This window comes from Dapis brunnea BLCC-M229 (genome assembly GCF_050015995.1).
Classification (GTDB): domain Bacteria; phylum Cyanobacteriota; class Cyanobacteriia; order Cyanobacteriales; family Microcoleaceae; genus Trichodesmium.
This window is the reverse complement of sequence record NZ_JBNHEP010000198.1, coordinates 1-14,629: the sequence shown is the minus strand read 5'-3', so window position 1 is coordinate 14,629 and position 14,629 is coordinate 1. Positions and strand designations below refer to the sequence as shown.

The 14,629-nt window shown below is 37.2% G+C and carries 9 protein-coding genes; 5 read left to right on the top strand and 4 right to left on the bottom strand.

The genetic code is table 11. The annotated features are described in order from the left end of the window. The 3 genes from ACP6PM_RS22125 to ACP6PM_RS22115 form a co-directional block, all read right to left on the bottom strand. A partial coding sequence (locus tag ACP6PM_RS22125) for an S-layer homology domain-containing protein (RefSeq protein ID WP_426588434.1) occupies window positions 1–2,041 on the bottom strand: 2,041 nt, incomplete at its 3' end. A 527-nt stretch (window positions 2,042–2,568) separates the two neighbouring features. Beyond that, window positions 2,569–3,237, bottom strand: a complete 669-nt coding sequence (locus ACP6PM_RS22120; protein WP_426588432.1) for a polysaccharide deacetylase family protein — start codon at window positions 3,235–3,237, stop codon at window positions 2,569–2,571. Window positions 3,238–4,072: 835 nt separating this feature from the next. Further along, window positions 4,073–5,191 (bottom strand): CAP domain-containing protein, encoded by a 1,119-nt coding sequence (locus tag ACP6PM_RS22115; RefSeq protein WP_426588431.1) that lies wholly within the window; start codon window positions 5,189–5,191, stop codon window positions 4,073–4,075. Between the two features lie 1,278 nt (window positions 5,192–6,469). Between ACP6PM_RS22115 and rd the strand changes: the two genes are divergently transcribed. The 4 genes from rd (at window position 6,470) to ACP6PM_RS22095 (ending at window position 10,795) form a co-directional block, all read left to right on the top strand. Continuing rightward, entirely contained in the window at window positions 6,470–6,634 is a 165-nt protein-coding gene (rd, locus tag ACP6PM_RS22110) for a rubredoxin (RefSeq protein WP_426588429.1), read from the top strand. Window positions 6,635–6,945: 311 nt separating this feature from the next. Further along, window positions 6,946–8,217, top strand: a complete 1,272-nt coding sequence (locus ACP6PM_RS22105) for a BaiN/RdsA family NAD(P)/FAD-dependent oxidoreductase (protein ID WP_426588427.1) — start codon at window positions 6,946–6,948, stop codon at window positions 8,215–8,217. A 1,169-nt stretch (window positions 8,218–9,386) separates the two neighbouring features. Then, window positions 9,387–10,493 (top strand): PIN domain-containing protein, encoded by a 1,107-nt coding sequence (locus tag ACP6PM_RS22100; protein ID WP_426588425.1) that lies wholly within the window; start codon window positions 9,387–9,389, stop codon window positions 10,491–10,493. 71 nt (window positions 10,494–10,564) lie between these two features. Then, the gene (locus ACP6PM_RS22095) at window positions 10,565–10,795 is read left to right on the top strand and encodes a hypothetical protein (RefSeq protein ID WP_426588423.1); all 231 of its coding nucleotides are present in this window, start codon (window positions 10,565–10,567) and stop codon (window positions 10,793–10,795) included. Between the two features lie 1,156 nt (window positions 10,796–11,951). Here ACP6PM_RS22095 and ACP6PM_RS22090 read toward each other — a convergent pair. Continuing rightward, window positions 11,952–13,364: a condensation domain-containing protein gene (locus ACP6PM_RS22090; RefSeq protein WP_426588421.1), complete on the bottom strand. Its 1,413-nt coding sequence runs from the start codon at window positions 13,362–13,364 to the stop codon at window positions 11,952–11,954. A gap of 235 nt (window positions 13,365–13,599) precedes the next feature. Between ACP6PM_RS22090 and ACP6PM_RS22085 the strand changes: the two genes are divergently transcribed. Next, the gene (locus ACP6PM_RS22085) at window positions 13,600–14,307 is read left to right on the top strand and encodes an SDR family oxidoreductase (protein ID WP_426588420.1); all 708 of its coding nucleotides are present in this window, start codon (window positions 13,600–13,602) and stop codon (window positions 14,305–14,307) included. Window positions 14,308–14,629 lie beyond the last annotated feature (322 nt).

The following is a 14,629-nucleotide window of genomic DNA, read 5'->3' as shown; positions in this document are numbered from 1 at the left end:
GGGATGAAGTTTGTGGTGGTCTTGTTATTTGTGTTTCTGTATTTTCTGTATTTTCGGTTGTTGGTTGGGATGAAGTTTGGGGTGGTCTGGTTATTTGCGTTTCTGTATTTTCTGTTGTTGCTTGGGATGAAGTTTGGGGTGGTCTTGTTATTTGCGTTTCTGTATTTTCTGTTGTTGCTTGGGATGAAGTTTCATTAGTAGCAAAAGAAACTGTTTCTTGACTTTCTGTAGTCGAATTTTCTGGCACAATTACATTGGTTGTAATTTCTTGGTTTGTATCATAACCTTTGTCTGTCAAAAATTGACGCAAACTGGCAAAATATTCTGCGCGATCGCTACCTTTATATACCTTTTCTATTAATTTCCAGCCATCTTCTTTTTCACCTAACATATATTTATTTGCTAGATAAGCAGCCAAAACTCCTTTGACATTTTGGTTTTGATTTGAACGCCTGTAAAATTCTAGCCAAATTTCTGAGGCATTGGTATTTATTTGGGCTGGATATTTCTTAGTTACATCTAATATTTCTCCTTGACGATACTGCCAGATGCGGATGGGAAATACTGAATCATTTATATTAGAAAATACATTAGCAAATCTACTATCAATACTTTGAAATTCTGGAATATTATCGTTATCTAAATCGGTGAGTCGATAATTAACATTTCCCCAGTAATGCCGCAGCATAGTATATTTATTTTCTGTAGTTTTATAACGATAAATCAAGGAATAAGTACCGCCAGCCAATGGAACATTACTATTATTTATTGTGAATAAATCTACTAATACTTCGGATTCTCCGTTGCCATCTAAATCTAGTAACTGTACTTTGACAAATCTACCTGCTAATGCTGTCATTGTACTGTCAGATTCACCTGCCAAAGATTTGACTGGCACTGGTTCATTTAAAATCATTTCTCCACTCCTGATAATTTTCAGACGTAGGTCACTAACTAAATCTGTATTATTTGCTTGTTCGTAAATAATTTCTGCCTGTAAATTACCATTACCAAACTTTTCTACTATTCCAGGTGGATTTGTATTTTCTGTAGAAGTTGGTTCTAGATTTTCTGAGTTAGGATTTTCTCTGGTTTTTGTTACTTCTGTAGTTGTTTGTGAATTTGTATTTTCTGTAGAAGTTGGTTCTAGATTTTCTGAGTTAGGATTTTCTCTGGTTTTTGTTACTTCTGTAGTGCTTTGTGGATTTGTATTTTCTGTAGAAGTTGGTTGAGAATTTTCTGAATTAATATTTTCTGTAGCTTTTGTTGTTTCTGTAGTCTTTTTTGGTACAGTTGCTGTGGTTGTCGAAGGAGTATCTTTAGAAAAATTTGCAATGTATTCTGAGGGAACTTTAGCAACTACTTCATCATTATTTTTTTGATTATTAGCAATAGCTTGACAGATAAAGGTAGCTACATCTGAGCGAGTAGCATCTTGATTAGGATTAAGCAGCCTAACATTTGGATAATTAACAACAATACCTTTTTCTATTGCTGCTGCAATAGCCTTTTTAGCATCTTCAGGAATTGCTTCTGCATCCTCAAAAATTTTGCTCAAATTCTGTTCTACAGATCCACTTGCTTGATAATTTAATCCTCCACTTAAAGCAGTCAAAACTTGCCAGCGTTTAATCTTGAGAGTGGGATTAAAAGCTTTACCAATATATGGGGATAGAAAACCCATTTCATAAGATTTTTGAATAGCATCATCAGCCCAATAGTCTTGAGGAATATCTACAAATTTCATCGAATCCCGCACAACTTTTGTATCTGGAAAAGCCTTAGTAATCATTGCAGCAAATTCGGCTCTAGTTACAGGTGCATTGGGGCGAAAAGTTAGATTTTTGTCGTCGCCAAATATTATTTTTTTGTCTAATAAACTATTAATACAAGCTTGAGCAAAATGATTTTCAATATCTTGTAAGGTTGTTTCCGCAAATGCAGATCTGATTTTTTTGCGGTCAAATAATTCCAGAGTAATTATGGTACTTAATACTACGACTAAAGCAAGTATAGGATGCCACTTATAAATTTTAATCATCAATATTCCTCCACCAAATCAATTCAAAAGTCAAAAGTCAAAAGTCAAAAGTAATCTCTGACCAAAAAATCAAGTCTCCATTTTAATAAAGTTAAAAATCAAAAGTCAAAAGTTAAAAGTAATCTCTGAGAAAGGAAAACCTTTGACTACAGATGAATAATTTCTTATTTTAACCCCTTTATTATGCTTTGAGTAAATAATACTAATTCTTCTGAAGAATAGTATATTTTTAGAGAAGACGGAATAGGGAACAGAGAAAAAGCTAAAACTCAAAACTCAAAAGTTATATCAAATCCGGTAGTATCGGTATAAAAAAGCAGAGAAACCGGGTTTGTCTCAAATGCCTTACAATACTAACATTAACTCCCACAAACCCGGTTTCTTATAACACTTCCATTGCCAGCGGATTTGATATTAAAAGTAATCTCTGAGACAGGAAACCCTTGACTACAGATGAATTCTTATTTTAGCCCTTCAATTATCAATTATCAATTATCAATTATTAATTATTAATTATTAATTGTTCCCTATTTTGTTTGCCACATTTTATCTATAGTAATAAAATTATAGTTTTTTTCTAGTAAAATCGGAATTATTTCTGCAACTGTTTTTGCGACATCCTGACCCCCAGAATATCCATCATGCAAGACAATAATTGAACCATTAGAGGTTTGCTGAACTACTCGATTAACAACTACTGAAATTCCTGGTCTAACCCAATCTACAGGTACTACAGTCCACATAACAGTTCTATATTTCCATTCCTCCAATAATTTGATAGTTTGAGGTATAGCTATGCCATAAGGAGGACGCACATCACAAATTGATTTTTTTGCTAATCCACAAGCTTTATTAATAGAAAATTGCGTTTTTTCTAAACTAGATTTCAGTTGAATAGGAGTAAGTTTAGGAAATGATATATGTTCATACCCATGTAAACCAATCCAATGACCTTTTTCATATATTGCTTTAGTTATTTCTGGATAACGGTCTACACATATACCTAACAAAAAAAAGTTTGCTTTAATCTGATACTTATCTAGAACTTCTAATAATTGAGGTGTATATTCTGGGTGAGGTCCATCATCGAAGGTAAGAGTAATTTCTGGGTTTTGTGTGTTTCCTTGCCATAAACAATTGGGAAAAGTAAATCTTAATATTGGATGTAAAATCGGAAGTAAAGGTGCTAATGCCATTAGTATATATCAAAATTTTTGATTCTAAATTATATCATATAGAATTTATGGGGATAGGGAATAGGGAGTAGGGAACAAGGATAAATTTGTTTGTACAGCATTCCGTACCGAAAGAATATTCTCGCTTCAACAGCTATAGCAATTCCCATATTCGTATGGGAATTGCTATACCAGATTTGATATAATGCCAATAGACCTCTCCAAAAATGAAAAATAAAATCAATTCTTATCTATAAATTATCAATTACTCCCCCCTGTTCCCTGTTCTCTGTTCCCTCTTTTCTGGAGATGTCTAATTAAAAAAAATACTAATAATAAGTGTGATTAAAAGACTTTACAGGAGATGTTCCTTTGATAAAAAAGATAATTTTCGACCTAAAAAATGGTATTGAAGCAATTCATTCTGACTCCTGACTCCTAACTCCTGATATCATCTCCGTTTATATCGTTTGTGTAAAAGTTAGCGTAAATATCAACAGGAAATTTAAGTTTTTTCTTGCTCTTAAACCTTCCTCCCTCTCGTCCCTCTTCTGTGTTCCCTCTTCTGTGTTCCCTGTTCCCTACCTTTGCTATACAATACCGATGCTACCGGACATGATATAATATTATGTCCGGTTGAATAGGTATAATTAAAGCTTGTAGTTGGGCTTTAGCCCGACCTATCTATATATCGGGCTAAAGCCCAACTACAAACAACAATTTTTTTATCACTAATTATCCAGACATGATATAACACAGGCTAAATCACTTTTTTGATAATTGTTAGCCAGTAGTGTATTAATTATTCTTATGTTTACTTCTCGCTCTCGGACGTTGCATGCAACGTCCCTACCTCCTAACTTTCAAAAGGGGTACCAAAAACCTGCGTCCAATAATGATTAGCGTTAACGCTACCAGTATCATCCTCCAAGAAATAGTAACCAACACCAATTTCTTCCAAATCTGGATTCAGAATGTTGGCACGATGTCCGTCGCTACCCATCCACGCTGCTACTACTGCTTCCGGTGTCTGTTGTCCGGCAGCAATATTTTCTGCCCAAGCTGAAAAGTCATATCCTGTAGCTTCAATACGATCGCCTGCTGAGGAACCATCTAACCCGGTATGGTCGAAAAAGTCTAGCTCTGCCATATTCTCGGTGTGAGTTTGTGCTGCCTGATTTAACAGTGGGTCTGCTGTCAGGGGATCTAAACCCAACTGAGTACGCTCTTGGTTGGTAAGTGCCACAACTCTATCTATAAAATCTTGATTACTTGCTTCGATATTAGAATTACCCTCAAATAAGAAATTGGCACTGCTGAGACTACCTACAGATACATTATTTACTTGAGCGATCGCTTCTCCAGTCAGACTATCAATAATCAGAGTATTTTGCTGAGTGGCACTACTATTTTGTAAACTGATGTCGTCAAAACTTAAACCTTCGGGAAGTTGAATTAGATCGATGCCATTTTCAAAGTCAGCTATTTCATCAATACCTGCACCACTTTCTAAGATAAAGACATCGCTACCCTCTCCTCCAGTGAGAGTGTCTTCCCCCAAACCCCCACTGAGAGTGTCATTATCTCGGTCGCCAAACAAAGCATCATTACCCGCATCCCCAAAAAGCTGGTCATTATTTTTGCCTCCAAATAAAGTGTCAGCACCATTTCCTCCTCTAACAACATCATCTTCGCGATCGCCACGAACTAAGTCATTACCATCACCACCTTCTACTGTGTCATTGTCTTTGCCTCCAAATAAAGTGTCAGCACCATCTCCACCGTTGAGACTATCTTCGCCCCGGTTTCCCATAATTACTTCTGAGTCTAAAGACCCTGTAACTGTATCGCTGCCACCAAGAGCTGCTAACCCATCGGGAAAATTAGCTAGTTCTCCAGGGGATAGAGCGATCGCCTCGGGATTATCGCTGGCGAGTAAATTATTTCCATTAGGAGTGAGTCCGTTATCTTCCATTTATTAGTTCCTCTAAAAAATTAATTGAAATTATAATTAATATCAAATCTGCTTATTTTGAAGAATAAGGTTCTTCCATCAGTATGAGCAAAAACTCCAAGTAGAGTTTGAGTTTGACCGCAAACCATTGCAGGGCGTGAATCATACCAATACTACCGGATTTGATATAATAGGAGCTACACAAGCAGAATCGTGAAATCCGGTTTTTTGTAGATGCTTATTTTTAAACCAACGATTTTTCCTAACAACCAGGTTTCTCTGCCTAAATCCTATAACTAAATTATAGTTAAAGCTAATTTCAGTTAACAATCAGTAATTGCCGCAAATTCAAATTCAATTCATATATCAATATCTGTAAAAATACATATTATTGGCGTGACACACCTAAAATTTTGCAATAGCAGTGGTATGTCAAGATTGATTTACAGCGGTTTTCCTGCACGGTAGACCACAGTAGGGGCGAATGACCATTCGCCCCTACTGGGTTTTGGTTGTGACGATGTGGTTCATTAATCTGAAAAGCGTTGTAATGGGTAATCTATTAAATTTTCCTCCTTGTCTACTTTCCCCCCTTGTCTTATCAATTTAGTTTGAACCCATCATTTGAAAATTGACAAACCAGTAGGGGCAGGTTTTATAGCGGTTTTCATATGAATAAACCACAGTAATACTGACTCCTAATTCTTAACTCCTAACTCCTAACTCCTGACTCCTGACTCCTGACTCGTGACTCCTAACAATGAGTTTAGTGGTCTACTCAACTGAAAAGCGCTGTATAGCGCTACGCGCAAGTCAAAAGTTGGCGTTGCATATTTCGTTCTGGAATTAGTGTCGTCTGTGTGGGGTGCGTTGGGTCTTTTGCGTCCTGGAATTATAGCTTTAGAGAAAGAGGAAGTAAAAGATGGAATTTACCTTTTGTGCAAAGATTCATCCCGCGCTTCAGCAACACCCAAAAGTTATACCAAATCTCAAAAAGTTTGCTATATATCCTTGTGATGGGGAGTGGGGAAGTGGCAATTAAATATAGCATTACTATTCAGAAATGGTATTAAAAGTAATCTCTGAGTGACTTTTCGACCCCCAAATGCTCCGCCAACGGGATTGACCATTGACCAATGTCCGCGCCCTAAATGCGTAGTCCTATTATTCTTACTTTTGCCTTTCGTACAACAGCCAACCATTGATAATTTAACAAAACTTTGCAACTTGATAGTAGAACTTCTAGCCGACAACCTTGTAAAATCCAGATGAACTACTTGGAGAGGAACAAATCGTAAGATGAAAAAGTATGTCTGTATTGTCTGTGGATATATATATGACCCAGAAGAAGGAGACCCAGACAGTGGTATAGATCCAGGAACTGCCTTTGAAGACATCCCAGATGATTGGGTTTGTCCGGTTTGTGGAGTAGGCAAAGATGAGTTTGAACCAGTTGAAGAGTAACTAATATAGCAATCCGCGCATAGGTTGCGGGTAATCAAAAAGTAGATAAAAAAAACTGAAACTCTCACCTGTTCCCTCTTCCCTCTACCCTCTACCCTAAAAGCGGTAATATTTTTATACACAAATATACAGGGGATTGCTATAGATATCTCCAGAAAATAAACTTGCCTTTTATTTAGCATCAGCTAGAGTTGTAAAAGTTCGTCAAAAAATCATTTTTCGCACCTTTTTCCTGAAAATATCTTGCCTGTTCCCTATTCCCTGTTCCCTATTCCCTACTATATGCAAAAAGTCTATATCTTTTTCACCAGATGTCTAATACATATAAAATGTCTGTCCCACCTCTGAAAATTGTAGTTGTTGGTGGAGGAGCAGCAGGTTTTTTTGGAGCGTTGGCAGCAGCTGACATCGCCTGTAGCTCTCCCCATACCCATGTCACCATTTTAGAAGCAGGGCGACAACCTCTGGCAAAAGTACGCATATCTGGTGGTGGACGTTGTAATGTCACCCACGCTTGTTTTGACCCAGCAATATTTATCCAAAACTACCCCAGAGGTAGCAAAGCACTTCGGGGTGCATTCACGAGATTTCAAGCTCGCGATACTGTGGAATGGTTCGCTGCTAGAGGGGTGCAGTTAAAAACTGAACCAGATGGACGTATGTTTCCCACTACTGATGATTCTGCCACAATAGTTGAATGTTTAACTAAGGTTGCTTTGTCTAAAGGAGTAAATATTCGTACAGGTGCAGCAGTAGTTTCAGTCAAATGCAAGACAACAGAGGGAGGGGGAAATTTATTTCTACTGGAGTTAAGATCGGGAGAATTTCTAGAGTGCGATCGCTTGCTCCTGGCAACTGGCAGTAGTCCTATTGGCCATCGTTTGGCAAAAGGATTAGGCCATAAAGTTGTTCCTCCTGTTCCTTCTCTGTTTACTTTCAATATTTCTGACCCCCGTTTCAAAGATTTGGCAGGTATTTCGGTTGAGAATGTCTGTTTGCAACTTCCGAAGGCTAAGTTAAAACAAATTGGCCCTGTACTGGTGACTCATTGGGGTTTAAGTGGGCCAGCAATTTTAAAGTTATCTGCCTGGGGTGCTAGATTTCTCTATGAAAATAATTATCAATCTGATTTATTAATTAATTGGTTATCGAATATTAATCCAGAGGATATACGAACTAGGTTGTTAGAGTTTAAAAGTTTGGAGAAGAAGGTGATCGTTAATAGTTGTCCGTTTTCTCTACCCCGTCGTTTATGGGAACGTTTAGTTATTGCTGCGGATATTGATTCTCAAAAACGTTGGGCGGAGTTATCAAATAAAGTTATTAATAAGTTAATTTTGGAATTGACTCAAGGTAAATATGAAATTCGAGGAAAAGGGGTTTTTAAGGAAGAGTTTGTTACTTGTGGTGGGGTAAGTTTGAAAGAAGTTAATTTTAAAACTATGGAAAGTCGTTGTTGTCAGGGGTTGTATTTTGCCGGAGAAATTTTGGATATTGATGGAGTTACAGGTGGTTTTAATTTTCAAAGTGCATGGACAACTGGATGGTTAGCAGGTCAAGGAATGAATGTTTTATCTAATTAATTAGGACTTGATTCAATAATTAATAATTAATAATTAAATAATTAAACAGTTTAGGTTAAAAGCCTCCCCTTGGATAGGGGAAAAAAGCGGTCGTTTGCGGAGCAGTCCGTTAGGATGGGATGGCGAGGTCTCCTCGCTTGCCTCCAATCGACCAAGAGAGCGGTCGGAAAGCGGAGCAGTCCGTTAGGATGGGATGCTGAGGAAACCTAGCCATATCCAATCGACCAAGAGAAATAAATTTTTTGGGAATTAATTGGTCAATCCTCTCCCTAAAAGGGAGAGGTAATTATTCATTATCCATTAATGAAAGATATTATACCAAGCGTGAAAAAAGAATGTTACGAATAATAAGTATGATTAAAAGACTGTAGAACAGATGTCTCTTTGACAAAGCGGTCTGACCCCGCGCCGTCTCACGCCGCAAGCGGTCGGAAAGCGGAGCATGACCTAGGATGGGATGCTGAGGAAACCTAGCCATATCCAATCGACCAAGAGAAGGAACGCGCACCAAGAGAAAAAGATAATTTCCGACCTAAAAAATTGTACTAAACCCATTTATTATGATTTCTGAGTGTAGGTCGCTAATCCGAAGACTCCCCTACCTGGTTCCTAAAAAATAGTCTGGTTATTTGTAGCAAACATTTATCACGCTTGATATTATATCAAATTCATGCATAGGTTGTTACATCTTAAGCATGTGATTTATGCCTACAATAAAAAATTGATAAATCCCATAAATTCTAAAAATTAAACCTTTTTTATTCTTGATTTATTATGTTTTTATTTCCCAGTTAAGTGTTCCCTTGGTCGTGAATGTAACAATAATTTTTGAAAATGGTATTATACCATCGATCATTTTTTTAGACAATAGTAGGGAGGTTTCATGGAACCTCCCTACAAAGTTTGCAGTTCTTGGTTTGTGTTGCCCTTCCTCGTTCCTACCAGGGTAGTAAAGTGAACAATGGTCCAATTTCACCTTTTTGTGTATGATTTATATATAGCACTACGCATTAAGGTTTAAGGTGTTTGACATTGGTAAAAGCTGAAACTTTGTTACAGTCAACTTTTGCCTTTTACCTGACCCGTAGCGGTATATAGTTCTCAAAATGCTTGATCCAAGGCAATTGTGAATCATCCAAAATTGAGTAAGCATTAATCACTTATAGGCCATGTCAGATAATTCTGGTTTGCTAGTGACGAATAATTCTGCTACTATTGACGCTATCAGCCACTATCTTTACCAAACCATTGTTTCCATTCAACAGCAACATCCAGAATGGATAACTCCAAAGTACAGGAGCATTCCTTGGCATTATCCCAAGTATCAATCTACTTTGACTAATAAGTTGAGCAAAGGTCTTTCTAATGTTAAAAACCAGGATTCTTTGAAGCTGAAAGTCAAAAATTATCTCCAAATTATTCTAACTCCAGAGTTTATTAATTCTGCTCGATATAATGTTTTAATTGCTGAGATAGACAAACATATTTATCCAGAAATAAGTCTAGTTTCATCAGATAAAATTACTAATTATCAGGTTTCCGATTTATCCACAAATGGAACGAAATTAGTAGAGCCAGGAATTGCGATTTTACTGTTAGATGTAGAAAATTTACCACTCGATCCTGAAACAGAAAAAATTCTTGTAGATATCTGCAATTATCCGATTCAAATTAAGGTGGCTTTTGCTAATTGGCGCAGTATGGGGAAAAAAGATGAAGAATTTCATCAACGTGGTTATCAATTAATTCATGTTCCTCCTGGAAAAGATAGTGCAGATTTAAAAATGGCAACGGTAGGTGCTTCTATTTTCCTCAATTATCCTAAGGCTAAGGAAGTTTTGGTTTGTTCTTCTGACCGAGGATTAACTCATCTTGGTACTACTCTACAATCTCATGGGTTAACTGTGTATCAGGTGCGGAAGTATAAAAATCAAATTACTGTTTTAAATAGTCAAACTGGGGAATCAAAAATATATGCTTTGTCGGTTCCAGATATTCCTACTATTAATCAATTTATTATTCAGTTACAGGAGTTAATTCGAGCAGAAACAGCAAAAATCGGACAGCAATGGATTAAATTTTCGAGAATTTCTGCTTTGTATAAAGAAACCTATAAGTTGAATCTTAAAGATGTGGTTGCCACTCACTTTCCTAGTCAACACTCAAGGCATATATTTATCAATTATCCAGTTTATTTTGCAGTTCATAAACCATCGGAAAAATCTCAAACTTATGTCAGTATTTTTAATCTGTTTAAACCACAAAAAAAAAATTAAATCCTCCCCCAAATCAGGTTGAAAAAGATATTGAGATTAAAGATGTTTCTGAGATTATTTCCCAGGAAGTTATGGAAAAAGTATTAGTCAAAATTGTGAGCAATTTAACTGCTGAATCTTCGGAAAGTTATATTTCTATTTCTAATCTTGGCAGTGAGTTTCATCGGTTATATGGTCAACCAATTACAAAGGCTATTAAGCGGTTTCAACCAAGTAAAAAGTTTCCTAAGTTTTTGGAGTTATGTAGTTCGCTGAAGTTGTATCAATCTAAAGAAGGTCGTTGGTTTGTTAGTTTAAATTAACCGCTTTCTAGAATTCAAAATTCAAAATTCAAAATTCAAAAGTTAAGACAGGGGAATGGTAGTAGGAGCATAATTTAAAATTCAAAATTCAAAATTCAAAATTCAAAAGTTAAAACAGGGGAATGGTAGTAGGAGCATCTTGCTCCTTTTTGCGGAAGTTAAAAGTTAAAATTCAAAATTCAAAAGTCAAAAGTTATAGCAGTCAAAGCAAAGATTAGGACATTTCTAAATCCTGTTTGCGCAGCATGACCTAGGAAAACCCTTTGACAGTTGTACTATTCCCTTTTCCCTATTCCCTTTTCCCTATTCCCTTTTCAAGTAGCGCTATAAAAGTTAAAACCGGGAAATGGTAGTAGGAGCATCTTGCTCCTTTTTGCGAAAGTCAAAAGTCAAAAGTCAAAAGTCAAAACAGGGGGAATGGTAGAATGTTCGGTTGTGCGTCAGCAAAGTGTGGGATTCGCCTGCGTAGGGCTGGCAAATCTAATTTAAAAGCACTTATATATAAAGGTTGAGCGCCTTTTTTGAGCGAAAAAAGTGCAAATTTTTCAGCCTTTAAGAGCAAAAAGTTAGGACGAAAAGCAGACAAGTACAATAAAGATACAGGTACAATTATTCTTCCTACTTTCGAGCGTTGCTGAAATGTAATGGTAAGTAGCTAGAGGTAAAATTGAAAAACAGATTTTTAGCGTTGATACTTAATCCAAAAATCATTACCACTCAGCAACGCCTACTTTCGAGCGCCTCCCCACACTTCCCACCCTTCCCACCCTCCCCACACTTCCCACACTTCCCACACTTCCCCACCCAATCATATATAGCATTCATGCATGAGAAATGGTATAATTCCCATTTATCAAAAACTTTTCTACACTTTCTTGAGTAGGAGACCCACCCCTACTGCTCCCAGCTATCCATTACCCATAAGTCTTGAAACCCTTGTGGGGAGCAGGGGAGCAGGGAGCAGGGAGCAGGGGAGAAGGGAGAAAGGAGCATAGTAGCTAAGTAAAACTACTTGACTTTTCAAAATAAATGTACTTTTTAATACATTTTTTCTCTGGAAAAAGTCTATTCAAAGCTTATACATAATTTGTTTATAATGCCCAAGCTTTATCTTAAGAAAGATGTGGGTGCAGTTTTATATATCCGCGAACCCGGTTTAAACTTCAGCATCGGGGATGATTTGGAATTCCCGAACTGGCACGGAAGGCTGTTGTACTATTTCTCCTAACAAAAATTCCAAACGCGCCTTGAACAGTTCAATTTCATCAGTGTCAAAAAAGCGAAGATTATAATCAAAATAGATATTGACATCATTCTGCTGATGAAACTCTTCGATGCTAATAAAAAGCCCCTCCAAGCAAGGGTCAAAACCGTTATGTAAATACACGCTGCGACTGGGATTATCGTTAAAATGAACATCGAAGTCAAACTTGGCATAAGATATGGTAAAATCAAACAGCAAATTTTCGTTCTCGTGCTCTCCAACTTGCAGGCTAATTTCACTGCAAGGAAAACGTTGATGTCGATAATCCTTTTGCAATTCCTTCCTAATCTTTTCTATCAATTCGACAACGCTTAAGTCTTTCCCAAAGCGAAACCAAGCGGGACTATCAGACATAAACATGCCTACCGTCTTCTTAAAAGCTACCGTGTTTCGATTGAGTAAGTGTGATCCAATGGTAAAATCCTCCCGATGATCTGTCCGGACAAAATAACAATAGAGTGCGCCTAAGATGACATGAAAAAGGGATACATTATGTTCTTCTGCAAACTCAATAAGTTGATTATAAAAAGATCGTTTTAGACATAGAGTGGAACGTTTACTTGGGAGTTCACCAAATTGGGCAGCATGGCGAGAGACTAACAGCTGATCGGGAATGTCGCGATATTTTTCTTGCCAGTATTGTCGATCTTTGATAAATTTTTCTGACTCAAGGTAAGCCCGATCTTTTTGAATAAAATTTTGGTAACTATAATATTGTGCTTCACACTTTGTTCCAGTAACTAATGCGTTATACGCAGCGGCAAGCCGTTGGATAATCAGAGAAATCGCCCATCCATCAACTATAATATGGTGGTACTTGTTCAACCAGTAATAACAATTATCGGCTGCTTTGCATAAGGCAAAATCAAACAACAGTTCATTATTAAGTTGGAAAGGCTTGACAAACTCTTGTTTCATCCATTCAATCGTCGCTTCGCGAGCATTTTCCTGGGTAGAAAAATCCTGGAAGTCCAGATTGATGCGGACATTTTCGGCAAAAGTTTGCCTGGGCAATTCTTCCTTCCCATGAATAATGATGCGGAGTGCCTCATTTTCCTCAATGACTTGATTGAGCCCCTGTTCAAAAAGGGTAGGATCGATTGGCCCATCTATCCCCACATAACCACCGATATTGTACAGTGGCACATCCGGGTGCAGGATTTGGTCAAGCCAAATGTCTAATTGAGGAGAAGATAAGGAGTAATATTTATTAGTTACCTCCCAGACCTTTTTACCAATTCTGTCACCGAAACCCCTAGTAGCAGTTCCTCGAGTTGTATTATTGATAAATCTTGAATCTTCCACTGTTAATCAACTAATACCTCTGCCATTAATGCCTTTACTATTATACATCTAATAGTCAAATACTTACTCCAACTACCTCATGAATAGCGATGTAGCGACAGCTAGGCTCCGACAACCTATAACCTTAGGATAGTTAATTTTTACATGATCATCAGTGGACATCTCCGATAATTTACCTTAAACCCTTAGTGCTATATGATAAAAGAGAATGTAAAGAAAAGTAAAGAAAAAGTAAATGAAGGACAAAGTTGTAGTAATAGTCGGTGCCACTGGAGGTATCGGTTCAGTAGTAGCACAGAAATTGGCAAGCTCAGGCGCAAGTCTAGTCTTGGCCTCCAGAGATAATAATAGATTAGATGCTTTAGCAACCCAACTATCTACTACCGAAATTATTAGTGTACCGACAGACATCACTAACCCACAGGAAGTAGAAACCCTAATGGAAAAAGCTACTAACCATTTTGGCAAAATAGATGTTTTGGTCAATGCAGCAGGAGCAGGTATTCTCAAGCAATGGAACAAAATTGAACCTGCTGACCTGGATGTTATGCTTGACCTGAATTTGAAAGGCAGTTTCTATACTTCTCAAGCTGCTGCCAATATTATGAAAGGACAAAAGTCAGGCCATATTTGTAACGTTATTGGAATTCTTGGCAAACATTCAATGGCAATGGGAAGTGTTTATTGTGCTTCTAAGTTTGGTTTGGTGGGATTGAGCAAATGTATGGCAGATGAATTACGGCGTTATGGTATTAAAGTAACTCTTTTCTATTTCGGAGGAGTCAATACTCCTTTTTGGGATAATGTGAGTCTGAAAGTCGATCGCTCAAAAATGCTTAGTTCGGAAACTGCTGCTGATGCAATTATGTTTGCTCTCAATGCAGAACCCCAAGCAGTACCGATGGAAATTAATATTCAACCAGATAGTCACTTATTTTTCTAAGGGAGTGTGGGAGGTGTGGGGAGTGTGCGAGGTGTGGGAAGGGTCGGGAGTAGACGAAATTTGTTTACAAAGCATTCGGGAGGAAAAGATACTCTACTGAAACAGAAGAACATTATTAGATATCTCCAATAATAAAAAATCAAATCAATTATCCAAAAGAAATAATAAATTATTTCCCCCTACTCCCTTGAAACAGAAGAACATTATTAGACATCTCCAACAATAAAAAATCAAATCAATTATCGTAGAAAAATCATCAATTATTTCCCCCTATTCCCTATTCCCTATTCCCTATTCCCTATTCCCTATTCCCTATTCCCTA

What these genes read in the sequence shown, in the direction of transcription:
- ACP6PM_RS22120 (WP_426588432.1), bottom strand. Translation starts at nt 3,237, where the DNA reads ATGGCATTAGCACCTTTACTTCCGATTTTACATCCAATATTAAGATTT.
- ACP6PM_RS22115 (WP_426588431.1), bottom strand. Translation starts at nt 5,191, where the DNA reads ATGGAAGATAACGGACTCACTCCTAATGGAAATAATTTACTCGCCAGC.
- rd (WP_426588429.1), top strand. Translation starts at nt 6,470, where the DNA reads ATGAAAAAGTATGTCTGTATTGTCTGTGGATATATATATGACCCAGAA.
- ACP6PM_RS22105 (WP_426588427.1), top strand. Translation starts at nt 6,946, where the DNA reads ATGTCTAATACATATAAAATGTCTGTCCCACCTCTGAAAATTGTAGTT.
- ACP6PM_RS22100 (WP_426588425.1), top strand. Translation starts at nt 9,387, where the DNA reads ATGTCAGATAATTCTGGTTTGCTAGTGACGAATAATTCTGCTACTATT.
- ACP6PM_RS22095 (WP_426588423.1), top strand. Translation starts at nt 10,565, where the DNA reads ATGGAAAAAGTATTAGTCAAAATTGTGAGCAATTTAACTGCTGAATCT.
- ACP6PM_RS22085 (WP_426588420.1), top strand. Translation starts at nt 13,600, where the DNA reads ATGAAGGACAAAGTTGTAGTAATAGTCGGTGCCACTGGAGGTATCGGT.